This is a genomic window from Sorangium sp. So ce887 (assembly GCF_051521455.1).
Taxonomy (GTDB): domain Bacteria; phylum Myxococcota_A; class Polyangia; order Polyangiales; family Polyangiaceae; genus Sorangium.
In genome coordinates this window covers 9,422,953-9,441,637 of the sequence record NZ_CP150354.1, presented here as the reverse complement: position 1 = coordinate 9,441,637, position 18,685 = coordinate 9,422,953, and the positions used below count along the sequence as shown (strand labels likewise).

Annotated in this window: 16 protein-coding genes; 12 read left to right on the top strand and 4 right to left on the bottom strand. The window is 71.5% G+C overall.

Annotated features, from left to right (window positions below; genetic code table 11):
• Positions 1-43: 43 nt before the first annotated feature.
• Both WMF36_RS35265 and WMF36_RS35260 read left to right on the top strand, forming a co-directional pair.
• Complete coding sequence (locus WMF36_RS35265) at positions 44-487, top strand: helix-turn-helix transcriptional regulator (protein ID WP_437575201.1); 444 nt, start codon at positions 44-46, stop codon at positions 485-487.
• 54 nt (positions 488-541) lie between these two features.
• Positions 542-928, top strand: coding sequence for a VOC family protein (locus WMF36_RS35260; RefSeq protein ID WP_437575200.1), 387 nt, complete (start codon positions 542-544; stop codon positions 926-928).
• 37 nt (positions 929-965) lie between these two features.
• Here WMF36_RS35260 and WMF36_RS35255 read toward each other — a convergent pair whose 3' ends face one another.
• A complete protein-coding gene (locus tag WMF36_RS35255) occupies positions 966-1,847 on the bottom strand; it encodes an NAD-dependent epimerase/dehydratase family protein (protein ID WP_437575199.1) in 882 nt (293 codons plus the stop codon).
• A gap of 92 nt (positions 1,848-1,939) precedes the next feature.
• Here WMF36_RS35255 and WMF36_RS35250 point away from each other — a divergent pair, with 92 nt between their 5' ends.
• The 3 genes from WMF36_RS35250 to WMF36_RS35240 all read left to right on the top strand — a co-directional run bounded on the left by WMF36_RS35250 (position 1,940) and on the right by WMF36_RS35240 (position 4,426).
• Positions 1,940-2,872 carry an AraC family transcriptional regulator gene (locus tag WMF36_RS35250; protein ID WP_437575198.1) on the top strand — a complete coding sequence of 311 codons (933 nt, stop codon included), beginning with the start codon at positions 1,940-1,942 and terminating at the stop codon, positions 2,870-2,872.
• 235 nt (positions 2,873-3,107) lie between these two features.
• Positions 3,108-3,695, top strand: a complete 588-nt coding sequence (locus WMF36_RS35245) for a hypothetical protein (protein ID WP_437575197.1) — start codon at positions 3,108-3,110, stop codon at positions 3,693-3,695.
• Positions 3,692-4,426 (top strand): ferritin-like domain-containing protein, encoded by a 735-nt coding sequence (locus tag WMF36_RS35240; protein WP_437575196.1) that lies wholly within the window; start codon positions 3,692-3,694, stop codon positions 4,424-4,426. Before WMF36_RS35245 ends, WMF36_RS35240 begins: the two co-directional genes overlap by 4 nt.
• 1 nt (position 4,427) lies before the next feature.
• Here the strand turns inward: WMF36_RS35240 and WMF36_RS35235 are convergent, their stop codons facing one another.
• The gene (locus WMF36_RS35235) at positions 4,428-5,141 is read right to left on the bottom strand and encodes a hypothetical protein (protein ID WP_437575195.1); all 714 of its coding nucleotides are present in this window, start codon (positions 5,139-5,141) and stop codon (positions 4,428-4,430) included.
• Positions 5,142-5,192: 51 nt separating this feature from the next.
• Between WMF36_RS35235 and WMF36_RS35230 the strand changes: the two genes are divergently transcribed.
• Together WMF36_RS35230 and WMF36_RS35225 are read left to right on the top strand one after the other, a co-directional pair.
• A complete protein-coding gene (locus WMF36_RS35230; protein ID WP_437575194.1) occupies positions 5,193-5,627 on the top strand; it encodes a hypothetical protein in 435 nt (144 codons plus the stop codon).
• Positions 5,628-5,794: 167 nt separating this feature from the next.
• A complete protein-coding gene (locus WMF36_RS35225) occupies positions 5,795-7,816 on the top strand; it encodes an ATP-binding protein (protein ID WP_437575193.1) in 2,022 nt (673 codons plus the stop codon).
• 67 nt (positions 7,817-7,883) lie between these two features.
• Here the strand turns inward: WMF36_RS35225 and WMF36_RS35220 are convergent, their stop codons facing one another.
• A complete protein-coding gene (locus WMF36_RS35220; protein ID WP_437575192.1) occupies positions 7,884-8,531 on the bottom strand; it encodes a TetR/AcrR family transcriptional regulator in 648 nt (215 codons plus the stop codon).
• Positions 8,532-8,631: 100 nt separating this feature from the next.
• On the opposite strand from WMF36_RS35220, the gene WMF36_RS35215 reads away from it, so the two are divergent.
• The 5 genes from WMF36_RS35215 to WMF36_RS35195 all read left to right on the top strand — a co-directional run bounded on the left by WMF36_RS35215 (position 8,632) and on the right by WMF36_RS35195 (position 17,242).
• Positions 8,632-9,984 carry an alpha/beta hydrolase family protein gene (locus WMF36_RS35215; protein WP_437575191.1) on the top strand — a complete coding sequence of 451 codons (1,353 nt, stop codon included), beginning with the start codon at positions 8,632-8,634 and terminating at the stop codon, positions 9,982-9,984.
• A complete protein-coding gene (locus tag WMF36_RS35210; RefSeq protein ID WP_437575190.1) occupies positions 9,981-11,015 on the top strand; it encodes a DUF6268 family outer membrane beta-barrel protein in 1,035 nt (344 codons plus the stop codon). Before WMF36_RS35215 ends, WMF36_RS35210 begins: the two co-directional genes overlap by 4 nt.
• Positions 11,016-11,312: 297 nt before the next feature.
• Positions 11,313-13,151 carry a galactose oxidase-like domain-containing protein gene (locus WMF36_RS35205; RefSeq protein WP_437575189.1) on the top strand — a complete coding sequence of 613 codons (1,839 nt, stop codon included), beginning with the start codon at positions 11,313-11,315 and terminating at the stop codon, positions 13,149-13,151.
• 232 nt (positions 13,152-13,383) lie between these two features.
• Positions 13,384-16,221 (top strand): serine/threonine-protein kinase, encoded by a 2,838-nt coding sequence (locus WMF36_RS35200; protein WP_437575188.1) that lies wholly within the window; start codon positions 13,384-13,386, stop codon positions 16,219-16,221.
• Positions 16,222-16,516: 295 nt separating this feature from the next.
• Entirely contained in the window at positions 16,517-17,242 is a 726-nt protein-coding gene (locus tag WMF36_RS35195) for a hypothetical protein (RefSeq protein ID WP_437575187.1), read from the top strand.
• Positions 17,243-17,362: 120 nt separating this feature from the next.
• Here WMF36_RS35195 and WMF36_RS35190 read toward each other — a convergent pair whose 3' ends face one another.
• A complete protein-coding gene (locus WMF36_RS35190) occupies positions 17,363-18,217 on the bottom strand; it encodes a hypothetical protein (protein WP_437575186.1) in 855 nt (284 codons plus the stop codon).
• Between the last annotated feature and the right edge of the window lie 468 nt (positions 18,218-18,685).

The window sequence follows — 18,685 nt, the reverse complement described above, 5'->3', positions numbered from 1 at the left end:
CGCTTGTGCCCGCCGCTGATGCAGCCTATCGTGGGCGTGGGCGATGCTGCTGGGACACGACGCGCTGAGGAACCTCTGCCGGGCGCGCGACCTGCTCTCCGAGGTGCACGACGCGAAGCTGTCGATCGAGGACGTGGCGCGGGAGGTGGCGATCTCTCCTTATCACTTCATCCGGCAGTTCGAGGCGGTGTTCGGCGTGACACCGCACCAGTATCGCATCCGGCGGCGCCTCGACTTGGCCAAGCAGCTCCTGGCGGCCGGGCGGCACTCGGTGACCGGCGTGTGCATGGAGGTGGGATTCTCCAGCCTCGGCAGCTTCAGCGCTCTGTTCGCGCAGCGGATCGGCATGCCGCCTTCGGCCTACCGGCGGCGGCTGCGCGCGATGGTCCAGGTGCCGGGCACCCTCCCGTGGGAGCTCGTCCCGGGGTGTCTCAGCCTGATGGGACGGCTGCCCCCGGGCGCCTTTCGCAGTTTTCGAGAAGCGTGAGCCGGGCGGCCCTGGCAGAGTCGGCCCAGACCCATCCGCTCAGCGAGGCGAACGATGAAGATCAAGCTCAACAGCATCATGGTCGAGGACCAGGACCGAGCGCTGAAGTTCTACACGGAGGTGCTCGGCTTCAAGAAGAAGCACGACATTCCCGTCGGCGAGTACCGGTGGATCACCGTGGTATCGCCGGAGGGGCCCGACGACGTCGAGCTCGTGCTGGAGCCGAACGCCAACCCGGCGGCGAAGACGTTCCAGCAGGCGATGTTCGCGCAGGGCATCCCGCTCACCGCGTTCGAGGTGACGGACCTCCGGGCCGAGTTCGCGCGCCTCAAGGAGCGCCAGGTCGCGTTCACCCAGGAGCCCACCCCGATGGGCCCGGTCATGGTGGCTGTGCTCTCGGACACCTGCGGGAACCTGATCCAGCTTTACCAGCCGCTCTAGTGGCCAGCGCCCAGGCGCCGCTTCCCTGGAGCGCGGTTCATGCGGGCCCAGCTCCCTGCGAGGGGTTGCGCAGCGCCCCACAGATCCCTCCGAGCGCCTCTCCAACCCTCGGCGTCCAGCCGAGGCCGCGCAACCTTGTCGCATCGAGGGCGGCATCCATGGCCAGGAAGCTCGCCAGGGGCCCGTGCGCGGCCTGGGCCTCGGCGAGGCTCCACGAGCGCACGGGCACCTCGGCGACCTCGCCGATCGCCGAGAAGAGCGTCGCCATGGGCACAGGCGACGCGTCGGCGGCGTGGAACACGCCCGTCGCGTCCGACTCCAGCAGCATCGCGTAGGCCACCGCCAGATCCCGCACGTGGACGGTCGACCAGCGGTTTGCGCCGTCGTCGATGTAGCGCGCCACCCCCGCTGCGCGGGCGGTCTGCACCAGGCGCGCCACCGGACCTGCGCCGTCGCCGTAGACCATGGGCGGCCGCACGACCACACCCCGGGCGCCCTTCGCGCCGAGCACGCGCGACTCGGCCGCCACAAGCCACTCGAGCGGCCCACCGGGGTTGACCGTCTCGTCCTCCGACACGGGCACCCGCGACGACCGGGCCATCGGCGCCCCGGTGGTCGTGATGAAGACGCCGCCGCTCATGGCCGAGAGCATCGCGGTGACCGCCGCCGCGTCCGTGGCCGCGCGATCCTCTCCCGTCGTGGCCGCGGTGTGCACCACGCCGTCGCCGGCCGCCGCCTCGCGCGCAAGCACCTCCGGCTGATAGAGATCGCCCCGGACCGGCGCCGCTCCGCAGGCGCGCACCCTCGCTTCCGACGCGTCGCTGCGTGCGAGCCCGCGCACGCGGTGGCCGCGAGTGACCAGGGCGCGGGCGACCGCCGCGCCGATGAATCCGCTCGCACCGGTGATGAAGATGTCCATGTCTGGCTCCTTGTGGGTTGGTGGTCGGAGCCTGGCGGACGCCCGACCGGTCCTCCATGTGATAGCGTCCACCTCCCTTTTGCGATCGTCCAATGCCCGATGTCCTCACCTCGCTGCTCCGCCACGTGCGCATCGAGACCAGCCTCTTCGGCCATATCGAGCTCGGCGCCCCCTGGGGGGCCCGCGTCGGCCCGCGAGAGCTCGTCTTGCTCCACCACGTCCTCGAAGGCGAGATGTGGCTGGAGCTCGATGGCCGGGAGATTCATGTGGATCGGGGAGACCTGCTGCTCTTGCCGCACGGCGCTCCCCACTGCCTCCGGCACCGACCCGGGGCTCCGGTCGCCGACGAAGGACGCTGGCTCTCGCCTCCTGCGCCGGGGGCACAGACGGTGCAACACCGGCTGGGCGGTGACGGCCCGAGGACGGTGGTGCTCTGCGCCGCCATGCGCCTCGCCGGCGCCGGACGGTCGCTGCTGCTCCGCGCGCTGCCCTCGGTGGTGCTCCTCGACGGCGGCGCGGGCGAGCCGGTGCCCGGCCTCGGCCGGCTCCTGGACGGCATCCGCGACGAGGTGCATAGCCGGCGGCCGGGCGCGCCGGTCATGGCCGCTCGTTTTGCGGAGCTGCTCCTGCTGCAGGCGATCCGCGCGGAGCTCGAGCGGCCCGCGCCTCCTGGCTCCTTTCGCGCCGCCCTCGCCGACGAGCGCGTTGCCCGCGCCCTGGACGCGCTCTACCAGGCCCCGGAGCGCACGTGGACCGTGGCCTCTCTCGCGCGGCAAGCAGGCATGAGCCGCTCGGGCTTCGCTCACGCCTTTCGTGAGCAGGTGGGGGAGAGTCCTCTCCGGCACCTGATGCGCTGGCGCATGGAGCTGGCGAAGGAGAAGCTGCGAGAGCGTCCCGAGCTCGCCCTCGCCGAGCTGGCGTCGTCGGTGGGCTACCAGGACCAGGCCGCCTTCAGCGTCGCGTTTCGCCGGGAAGTCGGGGTTCCGCCGGGCGCCTACCGCTCACCGCGTCGGCGGATCTCGTGACGGCATTGTTTTGATCTTCAATACAATGTCATGAGGAAAATGCCGATTCTCCTCGCTGTCCTGCGCGCATACGCTGGTCCACGTGGGCCGCGCGAGCGGCTCGTACCGCGGCGGATGCATTCCGCCGCGTGTACCCCATCGACTGGAGGCGAACTGTATGCGTGAGGAGACGAGACGGGCGGCATTGCGTGCAGCGGCGAGGGTCGCGCTGGGAGCGCTGGCGTATGGCGCTGTGGTGGGTTGCGGCGGACGTATCACCTCCGGCGGGCAGTCCTCGGACCAGGAGCCCGACGAGCAGCTCGCGCCGGAAGCGCCGGACGACGTGGCTCCGGCCGGAGACGAAGAGGACGCGTCGGCCGGCGGCGGGGGGGCGGCTCCGACAGCGGGCGAGCCTCCGGCTGGCTGCACGCCCGCCGAAGGCGACCCGGACTGCTCCGAGGGCTCCCAGCCGGAGCCGCCCGAGCTCGCGTGCGCCGAGCCGGTGAGCCTCGACGACGCGGAGGCCCGCCCTCGCGCGGAGCTCGAGTGCTGTCTGGGTTACGCGGCAGAGCGCATGCCCGCCGGCCCCACGGTGGGTCTCTCCGAGCAGGAGCTGGCGGCGTTGGCGGAGGACGCTTCCCTCGTGAACTGCTGCACGGCGTTGATCGTGGGCGTGGACGCCGACGCCATCTCCTTCGCAGAGGCCGAGCCCGTCCGGGGGGCCTGCTGCGTCGGCGACGTTGTCGCGCCTGAGGAGGAGCTCTGGCGCCGCACGTTCTGCACGCCCTGGGGCCCCCCGGTTCCGCCGGCGCTCGAGGCCGACGCCGCGTCGGAGGTCGCATGAACGCCTCGCCGCTCGATCTCCGCGGCGAGGCGCGCGCGCGGGCCTTCGACGTGAGCGGGTATCCGGCAGCGCTGTTCCCCGCCGCGATCGGCACCTGGCGCGCGCGGATGGTGAACGAGCACGCGTCGTCGGCCGTGTTCGAGGCGCTCGCGCGTCAGCTCGCCGAGGCGAGCTTCCCGCCGGAGCTCGCCGAGGCGTGCCGGGGCTTCGCCGCCGAGGAGCGCCGGCACGGGATCCTCTGCGGCGCCGTGGTGGAGGCCCTCGGCGGGACGGCGGCCGCGAGCGTCCCGGAACGTCCGGAGTTCCCCCTGCACCGCGACGCGCCCCCCCGCGCTGCCGTGCTCCGCAACGTGATCCACATCTGCTGCATGAGCGAGACGGTGGCCGTGGCCCTGATCGGCGCCGAGCGGCTGGAGATGCCGCCCGGACCGCTGCTCGACCTGCTGACGGGCATCTATGCCGACGAGGTCGGGCACGCCCGCTTCGGCTGGCGCCTGCTCGAGCAGGTCGCGCCGGATCTCTCCGCGGCAGAGCGGAAGGCGGTCGAGCGCTACTTCCCTGTCGCGTTCCGGCACCTCGTGCAGCATGAGCACGCCCACTTGCCATCTCACGACGCCCCGCCGCAAGGCGAGCAGCTCGGGCTGTGCAGCGGCCTGGAAGCGCGGGTGTTGCTCGACGAGACCCTCGAGGAGGTCATCCGCCCCGGGCTCCGCCGCTACTTCGATTGCTGACCTACCCTTCCGTGAGATCGCACGCCCCGCGGTTCGGAGCTTCCACGCGGGCCGGCACCAGGATCCGGACCGGGGGCGGCGCGCTCATGGCAACTCCCGGGCCGGGCGCGAGCGTGAGGCGCAGCTCTCCGCCCGCCGGCATCGACCGGAGAGCGATGTATACGCCGCCGCCGCGAGCCGCCTTGATGGCGCCCAGCAAGACGCGAAAGAGCGCGCGCGTGAGGGTGTGAGGGGCGGCCTCGACCACGACGGGCTCGACCTCCTCGAACGTGGTCGTGACGTCGCAGACTGCCGACTCGACTTCGAGCAGCTCCGCGATGTCTCGCACCAGCGCGTCGAGCACGACCGGGCGCGGCGCGAAGGGCTCGTCCAGCGCGAGCGCTCGCCACAGCGCAGCGCGGCGCCGGAAACGGCGCACCAGGGTGGCCGCGAGCTGGAGCAGATCGCGCGTCTGGGCGAACAGGTTCGTGGCGAGATGCTCCGCGGCGATCTCGATCCTGAGGCGCGCCGCTGCCTGCACCTGGAAGACGTCCTGGAGCAGCCGCTGCAGCTCCTCCGTGGGCACGTCCCGCGCGGCGAGCACACGCTCCATGTCCCGCTCCAGCCGCCCGGCCAGAAGATCCATCTCGATGCCGTGCGCGGCGCAGAGCATGATCTCGTGGAGCCGCCTGCCGACCTCCGGCCTCCTGACCGAGACGCTGAGCACGCCGGACACGGCCCCTCCGTCCCGGAGCGGGATTCCATGGCACGTATGATCTTGGAATTCTTGAATGAAATGCTCCGGACCCACGAGCTCGGTATAGCCGCCTTCGGCGAGCGCGGTGCCGACGCCGTTCGCGCCCGAGGTGCTCTCCTCGAGCAGCGCACCGGGGCCGGGCACGCGATCGAGACCGTGGACGCTCTGCTCGTCACCGCGGACATCCAGGACAATCGCTCGCGCGTCTCCCAGAACGACCGCGTGGCGCTCGCCGCCCGAGGCTCGGCTGAGCGCGCAGAGGTAAGGCTCGGCAGCGTGAAGGAGCCCTCGGTGCCGCTCGCGCAGGCGTTCGGTATCGAGCGAGCTCAGGCCGTCGGCGCGAGGACGGTTCGGGTTGGCTCCTCCCTCATGCGAGCGCACCCAGGCCCGAAGCACATGAGGACGCAGCTGGCCCGCCTCAAGGGCGCCGATCGAGCGGTAGAGACGTCCCGCCTCGAGCGCTGATTCCAACCACGCTACCATGAGCCAGCCCCCGTCGTTCGAGCGCGCGGTTGCGCTCGCCCTCTTCTGTGGACCTGCATGGATTGTACCCCGTAGGGTCCCACAAGGGGGCAGTCGTGAGGGATGGAACTATTCAATTCTCTCCCCTCCCCAGGAAGATCGCGAACAGAATGCAGGTACCCACCGTCCTGATCGTGGATCAACGTGATGCACAACGCGAGGCGATCCGCGGTACGCTCGAGGTCGCAGGGCTGCGGGTCAAGCTGGCGGCGACGATCGCGGAGGGCCTCGAAAGAGCCCTTGAACAGCCAGATCTGGTGTTGCTCAGCCTCGATCTTCCGGAGGGCGAGCGGTGTGATCTCTGCCACCGCCTCCAGGTGTCGCCGGACACCGCGGCCATCCCGGTGCTGCATGCCACGCAGTCCCCTGCGGCCGCCGGTCAGCCCCCGACGTACGCGACGTTCAATTGCTGTCGCGCCAGCTCGCGTGCATGGCCGCCCGAGAGCCGGCTCCTGATGACGGCCGTGCGCGCGCTGATCGAGGCGCACGCGGCGAAGGCCGAGAGCGCCGAGAGCGAAGAGCGGTTCCGCGCGCTCTTCGACCAGGCGGCGGTGGGGATGGCCCATGTCTCCTTGGATGACCGCCTGCTCCGTGTGAACCCGAAGCTCTGTGAGCTGCTCGGGTACACCCTCGAGGAGATGATGGCGCTCCGCGCCCAGGATCTCCGGCACCCGGAGCACGCAGCGGGAGCGCTCCGGCAAGTCCACGCGCTGGGCGATGGGGAGATCCGCTCTTCCACCACCGAGGAGCGCTGCCTGCGGCGGGACGGCTCGATGCTCTGGATCGCGGTCACGCGCGCGCTCGCTCGCGACCGCGCGGGGGCGCCGCTGTACATCGTCGAGGTCGTGAACGAGATCGAGCGCCCCAAGCCGACCGAGGAGGCGCGGGAGCGGGCGCTCACCTGCGAGCGCGTCGCGCGCATCCGGATCGAGCTGGCGGAGGCGCGCCTCGTGCGCCTCCAGACGTTCACGTCGGAGCTCTCGCGCGCGGTGACGCCGGCGCAGGTGGCCGAGGTGGTCCTCACGCTGGGGCTCGCCGCGCTCTACGCCGACGCAGGGTACGTCGCGCTCCGCGCGGAGGATGGCATGCTCGATGTCCTCCTCGCGCCCGGGTACCCACAGGAGATCCTCGAGCGCCTCCGCCGCATCCCCCTGTCCACGCGTCTACCAGCCACCGACTGCATCCGTACGGGCCAGCTGCTGGTCTTCGAGTCGCCCGAGGCGTATCTGGCTGCCTATCCCGACGCGCCGATGGGGGATTGGGCGAAGACCCGGATCTGCGTTCCGTTGACGCTGGGCGACCGGACACTCGGCGTGCTTGGGGTCACCTACCTCGACGCCTGGCGGATCGGCGAGGACGACCGGAGCTTCATGAGCACGCTCGCCCAGCAGTGCGCGCAGGCCCTGGAGCGCGCGCGCCTCTATGAAGCCGAGCTGCGGGCGCGGCGGCTGCGCGAGGAGGCGCTGGCCATCGCGGCGCACGACCTCCGGAACCCGCTGTCGTCGATCCTGCTGGCGGCGTCCCTGCTCGAGCGGTCCGCCGCGGCGGACGCGGCGGGACAGCCGATCCGCGATCGCGCGCAGCGGATCAAGCGCGCCGCGGAGCGCACGATCGAGATGCTCCGCGAGCTCCTCGACGCCGCGACCATCGAGGCGAAGAGCCTGAAGCTGGACATGCAGCCGTGCGAGGTGGGCTCGCTCGTCAACGAGGTCATCGAGATGCTCTCGCCGATCGCCGAACAGAAGCAGATCCGGCTCCGCGCCCTCTTGCCGGGGAGCACCTTGCTGCTCACCTGCGACCGTGGTCGCATGCTCCAGGTGCTGTCGAACCTCGCGGGCAACGCCCTGAGGTTCACCCCTGAAGGGTGCGCGATCACGATCGGCGCGGAGCTCCAGGGCCCCCATGTCCGCTTGTCCGTCAGCGACAGGGGCACGGGGATCGAGCCCGACGACCTGCCGCGCCTGTTCGATCGCTACTGGCAGGCGCGGGCGACGCGCTGCGCGGGCGCGGGGCTCGGGTTATACATCGTCAAGGGCATCGTCGAGGCTCACGGGGGGCAGATCTCGGTCGACAGCACGCTCGGGGTGGGGACGACGTTCTCCTTCACGATCCCGGTCGCGAGCGAACCTTGATCCTTTCCGCTTCCGCGGGTACCCCGAAGGCATCATTCGCCACCGGAGGCTCGCGGCCGCCCGCTCATCAGCCGCGCTGCGGCCGCCGGCCGCGGGCCGCGGGCCCCACCGCCTCCGCGGGCGCCAGGGTCTGCCGCACCAGCTCTCGCACGTAGACGAGGCGGTCGGCCGGCGTGCCGAGCGCGCTCAGCCCCTCGTAGAGCCCCGCGAAGAACGCCGGAAAGAAGACCGCAGAGAGCGCGGCCACCACGCGATGCGCGGCCGCTCGCTCATCGAGCCCGGGCACCGCCGCCCGGACGAGATCGCGCAGGCGCAGGATCACGGGCGCGAAGAGCGTCGGGAAAGGACCGCTGTAGTCGTCGACCTGAAACGCGTCGTGCAGGTGGGCCCTGCTCAGGTTCGGGTAGCGCAGGCAGCCCTCGAGGTAGTAGTGGAGCAGCCCGCCGAGCGCCCCCATCGGATCGTCGGGCATCCGGGCGAGGAACTCCTCGCCGTCCTCGAGCATGTGGCGAATCGACCCCTCGAGCGCCGCCGCGAGAAGCGCCTCCTTCGAACGGAAATAGTAGTTCACCGCGGCGATGTTCACGCCGGCCGCGGCCGCGATCTTCCGCACCGTCGCCTGCCCGACGCCGTGCTGCTCGATCTGCTCGATCGCGGCGACGATGAGCCTCTGGCGCGGATCGTCCGCGTGGGCGGGGCGGTCTCGATCGTTCATACGATTGTTTGAAACGCACCTTGACGACCCGGCTCGCAGGCGTCAACAAGTAAAACATATGTTTCAATCATCTGTTTTATCGGGCGCTGGAGGTGCACCGATGGTCGATCGGCGGAGGTTTCTCACCCACACGGCGGTCGCGGGCGGCGCGGCCGCGCTCGGCTACGCGTCGGGCCGCCGTGGGCTCGACCAGGAGGTCGCGTCCGCGCGGTTCCACGGCGACGACGTGCTCGGGCAGGGCCAGGCGGCGGGCGTCTGGCACCGCTACAAGTTCATCGGCCAGCCGGTGATGGACGCGCAGGTCGTGTTCTGGCTCGGCCTCTCGTCGATGGGCCTGACCGACGTCGGCGAGGTGCTCGACACCGCGACGCGCATCCGCCCGGGCGACGAGCGCTCGTGGTTCGAGCAGTGGCTGGCCACCGCGAGGCGCGTGCAGGGCTACGGCGAGGAGGCGGAGGCCCGCGGCCATACGCGGAGCGCCGCGTCGCACTTCCTCCGCGCGGGCGCGTACTACCGGGCGGGGCTGATGCGCTATGCGGATCGCGCCGATCCTCGCCTCGTCGAGGCGACCGTCGCGGGGCTCGACCTGCACGGGCGGGCGCTCCGCATGCGGGGCTACGACTCGAGGCAAGTCGACATCCCCTACGAGAGCGGGGTGCTCTACGGACGAGTCCACTACGCGCCCGGGGTCGCGCGCGCGCCCACGATCGTGCTGCACCAGGGCCTCCACGCATGGCCCGAGGATACGATGTGGGTCATCGACGGCGCGCTCCAGCGGGGCTACCACGTCCTCTCGTTCCACGGCCCGGGCCAGGGCGCCTCGCTGCGCCTCCACGGGCACCCGTTCCGGCCCGACTGGGAGGTCCCCGTGGGCCGCGTGCTCGACTTCGCCGAGCGCGACGAGCGGCTCGACGCCGGCCGGTTCGTGCTGATGGGCCTCTCGTTCGGCGGCTACCTCGCGCCGCGAGCGGCCTCGCGCGAGCGCCGCCTGCGCGCCCTCGTCGCCAATCCGGGCGTCGTCAGCTGGCGCGACGCGATGCTGCGCCACTTCGCCTCGATGCCCGGTCTGCTCGAGCTGCACAGGCGCGGGCCCGCGGCCTTCGACCGCGCCATCGACGCCGCGTCGATCGTGCTGCCCGACGCCCGCTGGTACTTCGACGACGTGACCTGGAAGCACGGTGTCTCGACACCGCACCAGGTGATCGACGAGCTCGGTAAGTACGACAACAGCGACGGCGTCGCCGACATCCGCTGCGAGACGCTGGTCATGGAGGGCAGCGCCGAGGACGCGTCTCCGGGCGAGTCGGAGCGCCTCTACGGCGCGCTCAGGTGCCCGAAGCACATGATGGTGTTCGACGCGAGCACGGCGTCGCAGGTGCATTGCCAGGGCGGCAACCAGCTCCTGGCCCAGGCGCGGCTCTTCGACTGGCTCGACGAGCGGGTGGCGCGATGAGGCCCGCCGATCGTGCCGCGGCGCGCTCCGTGGAGAGGCGAGGAGGGGCCCCCTCCCGACGCAGCGCGCGGACCTCGCGGCTCCTCGCCCTCGCGGCGCTCCTCTGGGTCGTCGCGCCGGGCGCGGCGTGGGGCCAGTTCCCCGACCTCGTGGACCTGAGCGCGCAGTACATGCCGGGCACCGCGCTCGAGGATCCGCGCCCCACGCGGGCGCAGGTCACGTCGTACGAGGTGAGCGCCAACGTGCCCATCCCCCTCGGAGAGAAGACGTTCCTGATCCCGGGGGCGGCGTACCACGTCGAGGCGGTCTCCTACGCCGACACCCTGCCCGGCTTCGACCGGCTCCGGGCCTTCCACTCCGTCGATGTCCCCGTGCTGTTCGTCCAGCTCCTCCCCCGCGACTGGTCGCTCGCGCTGCGCGTCGCGCCGGGGCTGGCGGGCGACTTCGAGGGCTTCGACGGCGGGCTCGCCCGCGTCAGCGCGCTCGGGCTTGCGACCCACACGCTCTCGGAGCGGCTCGTCCTCGGGGGCGGAGCGCTCGCGTCGTTCAGCTTCGGCACGTTCCTCCCGCTGCCAGCCGCCTACGTCGACTGGACACCGACTCCGTACTTCCGCCTCGAGGCCTTCCTTCCCGGCTTCGCGACGGCGAAGCTCCTGTTCTCGGACCGCGTCGAGATCGGCCTGCGCGCGGACCTGGCAGGGAACGCCTACGCGGTGCGCGACGCGCGCGTCGCGGGCGCGTGGCCCTGCGCCGCCCAGCCGGCGGACGACCCGGCGACCGAGCAGGATGAGCGGTCGGCGCGGCCTGAACAGTGCGTCGATCACATCGCCTATTCGGTCGCGACCGCGGGCGTGACCCTCGGCGTGCGAGCCGTCGGGACCGTGTGGCTGACCGCCCAGGCGGGTCACAGCCTGTTCCGTCGCTTCGAGCCGATGAACGCCGACGACGACGGCATCCCCGGAGGCGGGCAGAGCATCCCGGACGTGCTCTTCTTCCGCGCCGGCGCGACGTGGCGTATCCCGAAGAGCTGAGGCGCGGCCCGTCACCGACGACCGCCTCTGTCCCGGAGCGTGCCTCCAGATACACCACATTTGCGTTGCAACTCGTCCTCTTCGTATCAGGATTCCTCATTGTACAGCGACGCGCGGCTGTCCATCGCGCGCTTCAGGGGGGATCTGATGAAATCGACGAAACAAGGTCCGTTGCTCTGTGTCCTGTTATGCTTCGGGAGCGGCTGCTCAGGTGCAGACGGGCTCGAGGATGTCCAGGATGCATCGTTCGAGTCCCGCGCGCCGAGGCCGGAACGCGCGCTTGGCCCGCTCATCCCGATGCACAAGGACGCTGTCCACGCCGGCTTCTTCTGGGATCCGCAGGGCTCTCCCAAGATGCTGATGTGGATGCGTCCGTCCGAGTACAGGGGGACCGACCTGGCGGATCCGACCGTGGGGCCGATCGGGGAGCTCAGGGAGTCGTTCCGGGCCGTGGTCTATGGCGGGTTCCGCTTCAGCGACACCCTGGAGCGCAGCATCCTGAGCCGCATCAAGGACGACATCGCGCGCGAGAACACCCTCGTCTTCGACATCACGCACCCGGACGCGTTCGCTAACCGGGGGAAGTACGATGTCCGGGAGCTCGACGACACCGATTTCGACATGAACGCCGCCGCGTTCGACGACCGTGGTTCCTCGGCCGGCCTCAGCTACAACCTGTTCTGCGCGGGGAACACGACGCTGGCGGACGGACGCTGGCTCGTCGTGGGCGGCCACGACAAGTCGGGCAACCAGGGGACCCGGAAGCTCAACATCTTCGACCCGCTCACCGAGACGTGGGTATTCAGGACGGTCCCGCCCGTGAAGGCGGCCTACGACGTCGACCCGGCCCTCCGCTTCCCGGAGCTCCACCCGGACGCGCTCGACGAGCGGAACACGGACCCTCCCGCACGGTCGGACATGCGGTACCAGCGCTGGTATCCGACCGCCGTGACGCTCCCGGACGGCAAGGTGCTCATCCTGTCCGGCTCCGATCAGGATAGCAGCGTCGGGCCCGACGAGGCGCCCGCGACCAAGGTGCGGCAGGTCGTCCCGGAGATCTACGATCCCGCGACGGACAGGACCGTCGCGCTCGAGAACGCGATGAAGCTCCTGCCGATGTACCCGCGCTCCTTCGTCGTGCAGACGGGCCGGCACAGGGACGACTGGAAGGTGGCCGTCGTCGCCGAGGTCCAGCCGCCGCTCCCGACCGGGGACGACCTCCGGGACTACGATCCGTTCCGGTACAACGGCAACACCTACCTCCTCGACGTGCGCGCGGCGCTCGCCGATCGGCGCCGCGACGAGCCCGGCGAGCGGCACTGGCGGCTCGTCGACAGGGCCGACTTCGCCCACGAGAGCGGCGCCAGCGTGGCGATGTTCGAGCTCGACGATCGCGGACAGCCTCTCTTGCAGCGTATCGCGCTCTTCGGCGGCGACGCCGGGAACGGAGACGACGTCGCGGCCGTGGAGATGATCGACTTCGCCGAGCGGCGCCCCAGGTGGAGGCGGCAGGGCGATCTCATCCGGCCGGCCACGCAGAACAACGCGGTCGCCCTGCCGAACGGCAAGGTGCTCATCGTCGGCGGCCGCGGCGGCCCCGACGGCGAGGAGCGGGTGAACACGCTTGAATACCAGCTCTTCGACCCCGACTCGGGTCACATCGAGACGGTCGCGAGGACCACCGTCCCGAGGCACGATCACTCGACCTTGCTCCTCGCGCCGGACGGCAGCGTCTACTCCATGGGCGGAAACCGGGTGGATCTGGCGCCGGAGGACGACACGCTCGGCGTCCCCGTCCTGCAGGTCTACAAGCCGGACTACATGTTCATGGGCTCGAGACCGGTCATCGAGCGGGCCCCCGAGGAGATCTCCTACCGGAGGAGCTTCCAGGTCGAGCTTGACGCGCCGTGCAGGAGCGCGGGCTCCGTGGTGATCCTTCGCACGGATCCGGTCACGCACAACTGGTCGTGGGGCAACCGGTACGTGAAGCTGTCGTTCGACAGGATCAGCAGGTGCAAGCTCAAGGTCCACGCCCCGTCGACGGGCGCCGCGGCGCCGGGCGGCAACTACCTGCTGTTCGCGCTCGACGATCGCGGCGTGCCCAGCGAGGCGAAGCGCGTCCGCGTCGGGGAGTGAGCCTCGTCGCCGCGCGGGCTCCGTGGGCTCGTCCGTGGCTCCAGAGCTCAGAGAATGCAGAGCGAGCCGCAGACGCACCGGGCGCGCGGACGAGCGAGAAACCAGAAGATCTCGGTCTCCTGTGGTTCCTCTCCTCTCCCCGCGACGCCACGGCGTGGGGGCGAGGCGCACACGAGGCGCCCCCGCCGCCGGACCGTTGATGGCGGCTCGACGCCGGTGCATCCTCCGCCTCATGCGCCCGGGAGAGGTCATCGACAGCCGCTTCGAGATCGAGCGCGTCGCGGCCTCCGGCGGGATGGGGACGATCTACCGCGCCGTCGACCGGGCCACCGGGGCGCCGGTCGCGCTGAAGCTCCTCGGCCAGCCCGACCGCAGCGCCGCGCACCGCTTCGAGCACGAGGCCCGGATCCTCGCCGAGCTCGATCACCCGCGGATCGTCCGGCACGTGGCCCACGGAATCACCCCCGACGGGGTGCCCTACCTCGCCATGGAGTGGCTCGATGGCGAGAGCCTCGCGCAGCGCCTCGCCCGCCAGAAGCTCGACCTCGAGGAGAGCCTCGCCCTGCTCCGCGCGACCGCCGAGGCGCTCGGGGCGGCGCACGCGCGGGGCATCGTTCACCGCGACGTCAAGCCGGGCAACCTCCTGCTCGTCGGCGGCGAGGTCGCCGGCCTCAAGGTGCTCGACTTCGGCATCGCCCGGATGAAGCGCACCATCGGCGCGCTGACGCGGACCGGCTCGGTGATGGGGACCCCGGGCTACATGGCCCCGGAGCAGGCCACCGGCGACCGCGACCGCCTCGACGCGCGGGCCGACATCTTCTCGCTCGGCGCCGTGGTCTTCGAGTGCCTCACCGGCAGGCCGGCGTTCCAGGGCCAGCACGTCATGGCCCTCCTCGCCAAGCTCCTCATGGAAGACCCGCCGCGCGTGCGGCACCTCCGGCCCGACCTGCCGCAGGAGCTCGACGACTTCGTCGCCCGCATGCTCGCGAAGGACCCGGAGCAGCGGCCGCGCGACGGCTCGGCCGTGCTCGAGGCGCTCGAGGCCCTCGAGCGCGATCCGAGCAGCGGCCTCGCCGCGCCGTCCGTACTGTACGAGGCGATCACCACGGGCGAGCTCCGGCTGCTCTCGATGGTGGCCGCGAAGGAGCTGCACCCGGCCGCATCCGACGGCTCGGCCAGCACCCTCGTCGTCGCCGCCATGCCGGGAGACCTCACGAGGAAGCTCCACACGAGCGCGCAGCCGTTCGGGGCGCGGGTGGATGCGCTCGCCGACGGGACGATCGTGCTGTCGATCACCGGCGTGGGCGACGCGGTCGAGCAGGCCGCGCGCGCGGCGCGGTGCGCGCTGACGCTCGGCCAGGTCTTGCCGGACGCCTCGGTCGTGCTCGCGACCGGCCGCGCCGAGCACACAGGCCGCTTGCCGGTCGGGCCCGTCATGGACCGCGCGGCCGCGCTGCTCGCCCTCGCCGAGCGCGAGGCGTGGGCGCGCCCGGAAAAGAAGCCCGATCCCGTGCGGATCGACGACGTGACCCGGGCGCTGCTCGACGCGCGCTTCGAGATCGAGGCGGCGCGGTCCGGCACGTTCTTCCTGCTGCAGGAGCGCGAGGTCGGCCGGTCGGCGCGGACGCTCATCGGAAAGCCGAGCCCCTACGTCGGCCGCGACAGGGAGCTCCGGAACCTGCGCGAGCTCCTGGAAGACAGCTTCGGCGGGCCCGAGCCGCGCGCCATCGTGATCACCGGGCCGCCCGGGATCGGCAAATCCCGCCTGCGCTTCGAGCTCATCGAGGTCCTGCGGGAGCGGCACCCCGACCTCACCATCGCGGTCGGCCGCGGCGACTCGCTGAGCGCCGGGTCGCCGTTCTCGCTCCTCGGCTCCGCGCTCCGGGGCGCGGCCGGGATCACCGGGGGCGAGCCCGCCCCGGCGCAGCGCGAGCGGCTCCTCTCGCTCGTCGCGCGCGCCCCGGCGCTCGGGCCGGGCCAGACGACGCGGATCGCCGCCTTCCTCGGCGAGATCGTCGGTACGCCGTTCCCGAGCGAGGCCGATCCGAGGTTCCAGGAGGCGCGGCGGAGCCCGGCCCTGATGGCCGACCAGATCCCGCTCGCCTACCTCGACTTCATGGAGGCGGCGTGCGCGGGGGGGCCGTACCTGCTCGTGCTCGAGGACATCCAGTGGGGCGACGCGGCGTCGCTCAAGCTCATCGCGCGGGTCCTCCGGGAGCTCCGCGACCGGCCGTTCGCGGTGCTCTACCTGGCGCGCGTCGAGGTGCGCAAGGCCTTCCCCGTCCTCTGGGAGGGCAGCGAGATCCACGAGATGACGCTCGGCGCGCTGCCGCGCCGCGCCGCCGAGGAGCTCGTGCGGCAGATGCTCGGCGACGGGTTCCCGCCCTCGGAGGTGGCGCGCCTCGTCGAGCGCGCGAGCGGCAACGCCTTCTATCTGGAGGAGCTCATCCGGGCGGTCGCGGAGGGGCGCGCGGACAGGCTGCCGGAGACGATCCTGGGCATGGTCGAGGCGAGGCTCGAGGCCATCCCCCCGGAGGCGAGGCGGCTGCTCCGGGCGGCGAGCGTCTTCGGCGAGACGTTCTGGAAGCAGGGGGCGCTCGCCCTGCTCGGCGACGCCCGCGGCTCGACGCTCGCGGTGGACTGGCTGCCCTGGATGCTCCAGCGCGAGCTCCTCGAGCGGCGCGAGCAGAGCCGCTTCTCGGACCAGGAGGAGTACGCGTTCCGGCACGCGCTCATCCGCGACGGCTGCTACGCGATGCTCCCGGAGCACGATCGCGCGCTCGGCCACAGGCTCGCGGCCGAGTGGCTCCTGCAGGCGGGGGAGCACGACGCCAAGGTGCTCGCCGAGCACTTCGAGCGGGGCGGCGAGTCGCGGCTCGCGGTGGAGTTCTACCTGCACGCGGCCGAGCAGGCGCTCGCCGGGAGCGACTCGGTCGCGGCGAGCGCGCTCGCGGAGCGGGGGCTCGCCCTCGGCGCCGAGCGGGACGTCGAGGCGGCGCTCCGCGGGATCCGGGAGGGGGCGACCGGTACGCGGAGCCAGGGGGGCGCCGCCCTCTCGTCCAGCTCGTGAGCGCTCAGGGCGGCCGCTTCCGCGGCCTGCCAGAGCTGTCTGCGCCTGGCACACGTGGCGCAGCGCGCCGGCGAGCGCGCTCGAGAAAGCCCCCGGATTTCACGGAGCGGCGATGGAACGGTTGCTGCCAAGGCTGCCAGGGTCGACGCTCGCGTCGAGTCCGCCGCGGCCCTCCGGGACATTGCGCCTCAAGGAGGAGGCGCTCCGGTTTTCCCCTTTACAGCGCTCTCGCGTGTTCCAGGTGCTCCCCATGAGATCTTTTCTTCGCGCATTGACCCGCTGGCGAGCGACTCCCGTGTTCACCCTTGCGCTGCTGTGTCTCCACTGTAGCTCGAGCATCGAGGCGGGCTCGATGGGCGGTGGCGGCTCCGCCGGCGAAAGCGGCGGGAGTAGTTCCACCGGCGAGGGGAGCGTCGGCAGCACCTCGACCGGCGAGGGCGGCGGCGGCAGCTCGAATGGATCGGGCGCTGGCGGCTCCACAGGGGAAGGCGGTGGCGGCAGCTCCACGGGGGAAGGCGGTGGCGGCGGGTGCCGCCTGCCGGACGAACCCGCGGTGTTCGAGATCGGGACCGGCGAGAGCTGCTTCGAGAGCATCGAGGATGGCGCCACGCTCCCGGTGATGGCCGGGCCCCAGGGGGGATACCACCTCTGGTTCGCTGTCGGATGCAGCGATTGCGGCGCGAGGGTCCGCGTGCGGTACAGCGTCAAGGACCCTGCAACCGGGGACCTCTTCCCGTCGGGCGTGCCGCAGGAGGGGATGATCGAGCTCAGCCCCGGGGAGTTCCCGCGCGCGTTCGGGCTCATTGCGTTCCTCCCCGGAGGGCAGTGGGCTCCGGCCGAAGTGCTCAAGGAGGGGACCCACGTGATCCTCGCGGCCGAGGCGCGCAACGACGACGGCTCGACGAAGCACGCGGCGCAGGTGGAGGTCGTCCTCGGCGCCACCGAGGCCTGGGGGCTGCCGTGCAGCGACGATCCGGCGACCTGCGGCGCCCCCGGCGGGGCGCCGTGCTGCAGCGACTGAGCGATGCAGCAGCAGCGCGGCGTGGAGCTCAGGTTTTCCACGAGCCGGCCCGCTCACGCGCGAGCGGATGTCTTGACGCCGGCTTGCTCGGGATCGCGAGCCGAGCGGCGGAGGCGTGGATCAGAAGACGACGGCGCCGGGCGTGCAATACTGGTCGAGGAGGCGCGAAGGCGTCGCCGACACGTTCGCGTCGTCCACGTAGTACACGGCCGGCCCGCCGATCGTGTAGATATGGACCTCGTTGTTGAACGACGTGCCGCAGGTCTGGAGGTACTCCCACTGTCCGGTCTGGGTCGAGGTCCTGGTGGTATAACCCGTCCCGCCGCTGCCGAGCCCGATCGTCACTTGACCGGTCACGGTATAGACCCAGACGCTGAACCGCAGGTAAGCGTTGTTCGGCGGCGGGCTGGCGGCTGTCCAGTACTGCTGGGCGATGCCGCCGTTGGTCGTCGTCGCGGACACGAGGAGGCTGCGCCTGTTGGGCGTGTGCACGACGTCGGTCTTGAGCCATGTCGCGATGGCGCCGTAGTTCAGGTCATTGCTCGTGGCAGGCCAGGAGTCCGCCGCGGTGCCCCAGCCGGCGAACCATGAGGCGTTGGCGTTGCCATGATCGATGAAGCCCGACGGGATGCCGGCCTGCGCGTTCTCGAAGCCGGGGTTATAAAGCAGGTTGACGATCGGGAGCTGGAGGAGGACGAGGGACTGCGCGCCGCCGGAGCTGACCGCGATCTCTGCGCCAGACTTCCCGACGGGGCTCAGCGTCTGCTGGGCGAGGGCGTCCGCGGCCGGCGCGGTGTTCTGCGCGCCGATGCCTTCGGACGGCTGCGCCTCCGCCGGGGCGCGGGCCGCCTCGGGGAAGGCGGCGGCCTCCTCGACGTCCATGAGCCCCTCATCGTGAGGTTCGGAGTCCGAGAGGCAACCGACGAGGGCGAAGGGGACAACGAGGCTGCCGAGGATGGATGCGGTCGATTTCATGATGGGTTCTCTCCGGTCGGGGATTGATTGTTCGACTGGCTGTCCTTCCTCCTGAGCACGCTGCGTGCCGGTGCGGTGGGCGCGGATTTCCGCGATCTTGAGGGGGCGCTCGTCGAGCGAGCGCCGGAATGGGAGCACGCCAGCACTGTTGCTAGAATGCTCCAGGCGCCGGTGCGGAGGCTGTGGCCTGGAGGCCCTGACCTCCAAGCGCGGAGGCGCGCCCCTCCAGGATGCCGCGCTGAAGGCGCTGCCTGCACGCAAGCGCCGCGCAGATCGAGGACGCGCTGCGCTGGAGCGTGCCGTGGCGCCGCCGGGCGTCGGCCCGGCGGGAGCGGGGCGTCAGCCCGGCGGGAGCAGGGCGAGCAGCGCTCTGGCGGCAACCTTCTTGTCGAGGACGAGCACGCTCCGGATCATCCTTGCGCTCCCCGTGAGCTTCTCACCCAGCGCCCCTCGTGCTCAGCCCGGCGG

Coding starts and splice junctions, on each gene's coding strand:
- WMF36_RS35265 (WP_437575201.1), top strand. CDS start 44: ATGCTGCTGGGACACGACGCGCTGAGGAACCTCTGCCGGGCGCGCGAC.
- WMF36_RS35260 (WP_437575200.1), top strand. CDS start 542: ATGAAGATCAAGCTCAACAGCATCATGGTCGAGGACCAGGACCGAGCG.
- WMF36_RS35255 (WP_437575199.1), bottom strand. CDS start 1,847: ATGGACATCTTCATCACCGGTGCGAGCGGATTCATCGGCGCGGCGGTC.
- WMF36_RS35250 (WP_437575198.1), top strand. CDS start 1,940: ATGCCCGATGTCCTCACCTCGCTGCTCCGCCACGTGCGCATCGAGACC.
- WMF36_RS35240 (WP_437575196.1), top strand. CDS start 3,692: ATGAACGCCTCGCCGCTCGATCTCCGCGGCGAGGCGCGCGCGCGGGCC.
- WMF36_RS35225 (WP_437575193.1), top strand. CDS start 5,795: ATGCAGGTACCCACCGTCCTGATCGTGGATCAACGTGATGCACAACGC.
- WMF36_RS35220 (WP_437575192.1), bottom strand. CDS start 8,531: ATGAACGATCGAGACCGCCCCGCCCACGCGGACGATCCGCGCCAGAGG.
- WMF36_RS35215 (WP_437575191.1), top strand. CDS start 8,632: ATGGTCGATCGGCGGAGGTTTCTCACCCACACGGCGGTCGCGGGCGGC.
- WMF36_RS35210 (WP_437575190.1), top strand. CDS start 9,981: ATGAGGCCCGCCGATCGTGCCGCGGCGCGCTCCGTGGAGAGGCGAGGA.
- WMF36_RS35205 (WP_437575189.1), top strand. CDS start 11,313: ATGCACAAGGACGCTGTCCACGCCGGCTTCTTCTGGGATCCGCAGGGC.
- WMF36_RS35200 (WP_437575188.1), top strand. CDS start 13,384: ATGCGCCCGGGAGAGGTCATCGACAGCCGCTTCGAGATCGAGCGCGTC.
- WMF36_RS35190 (WP_437575186.1), bottom strand. CDS start 18,217: ATGAAATCGACCGCATCCATCCTCGGCAGCCTCGTTGTCCCCTTCGCC.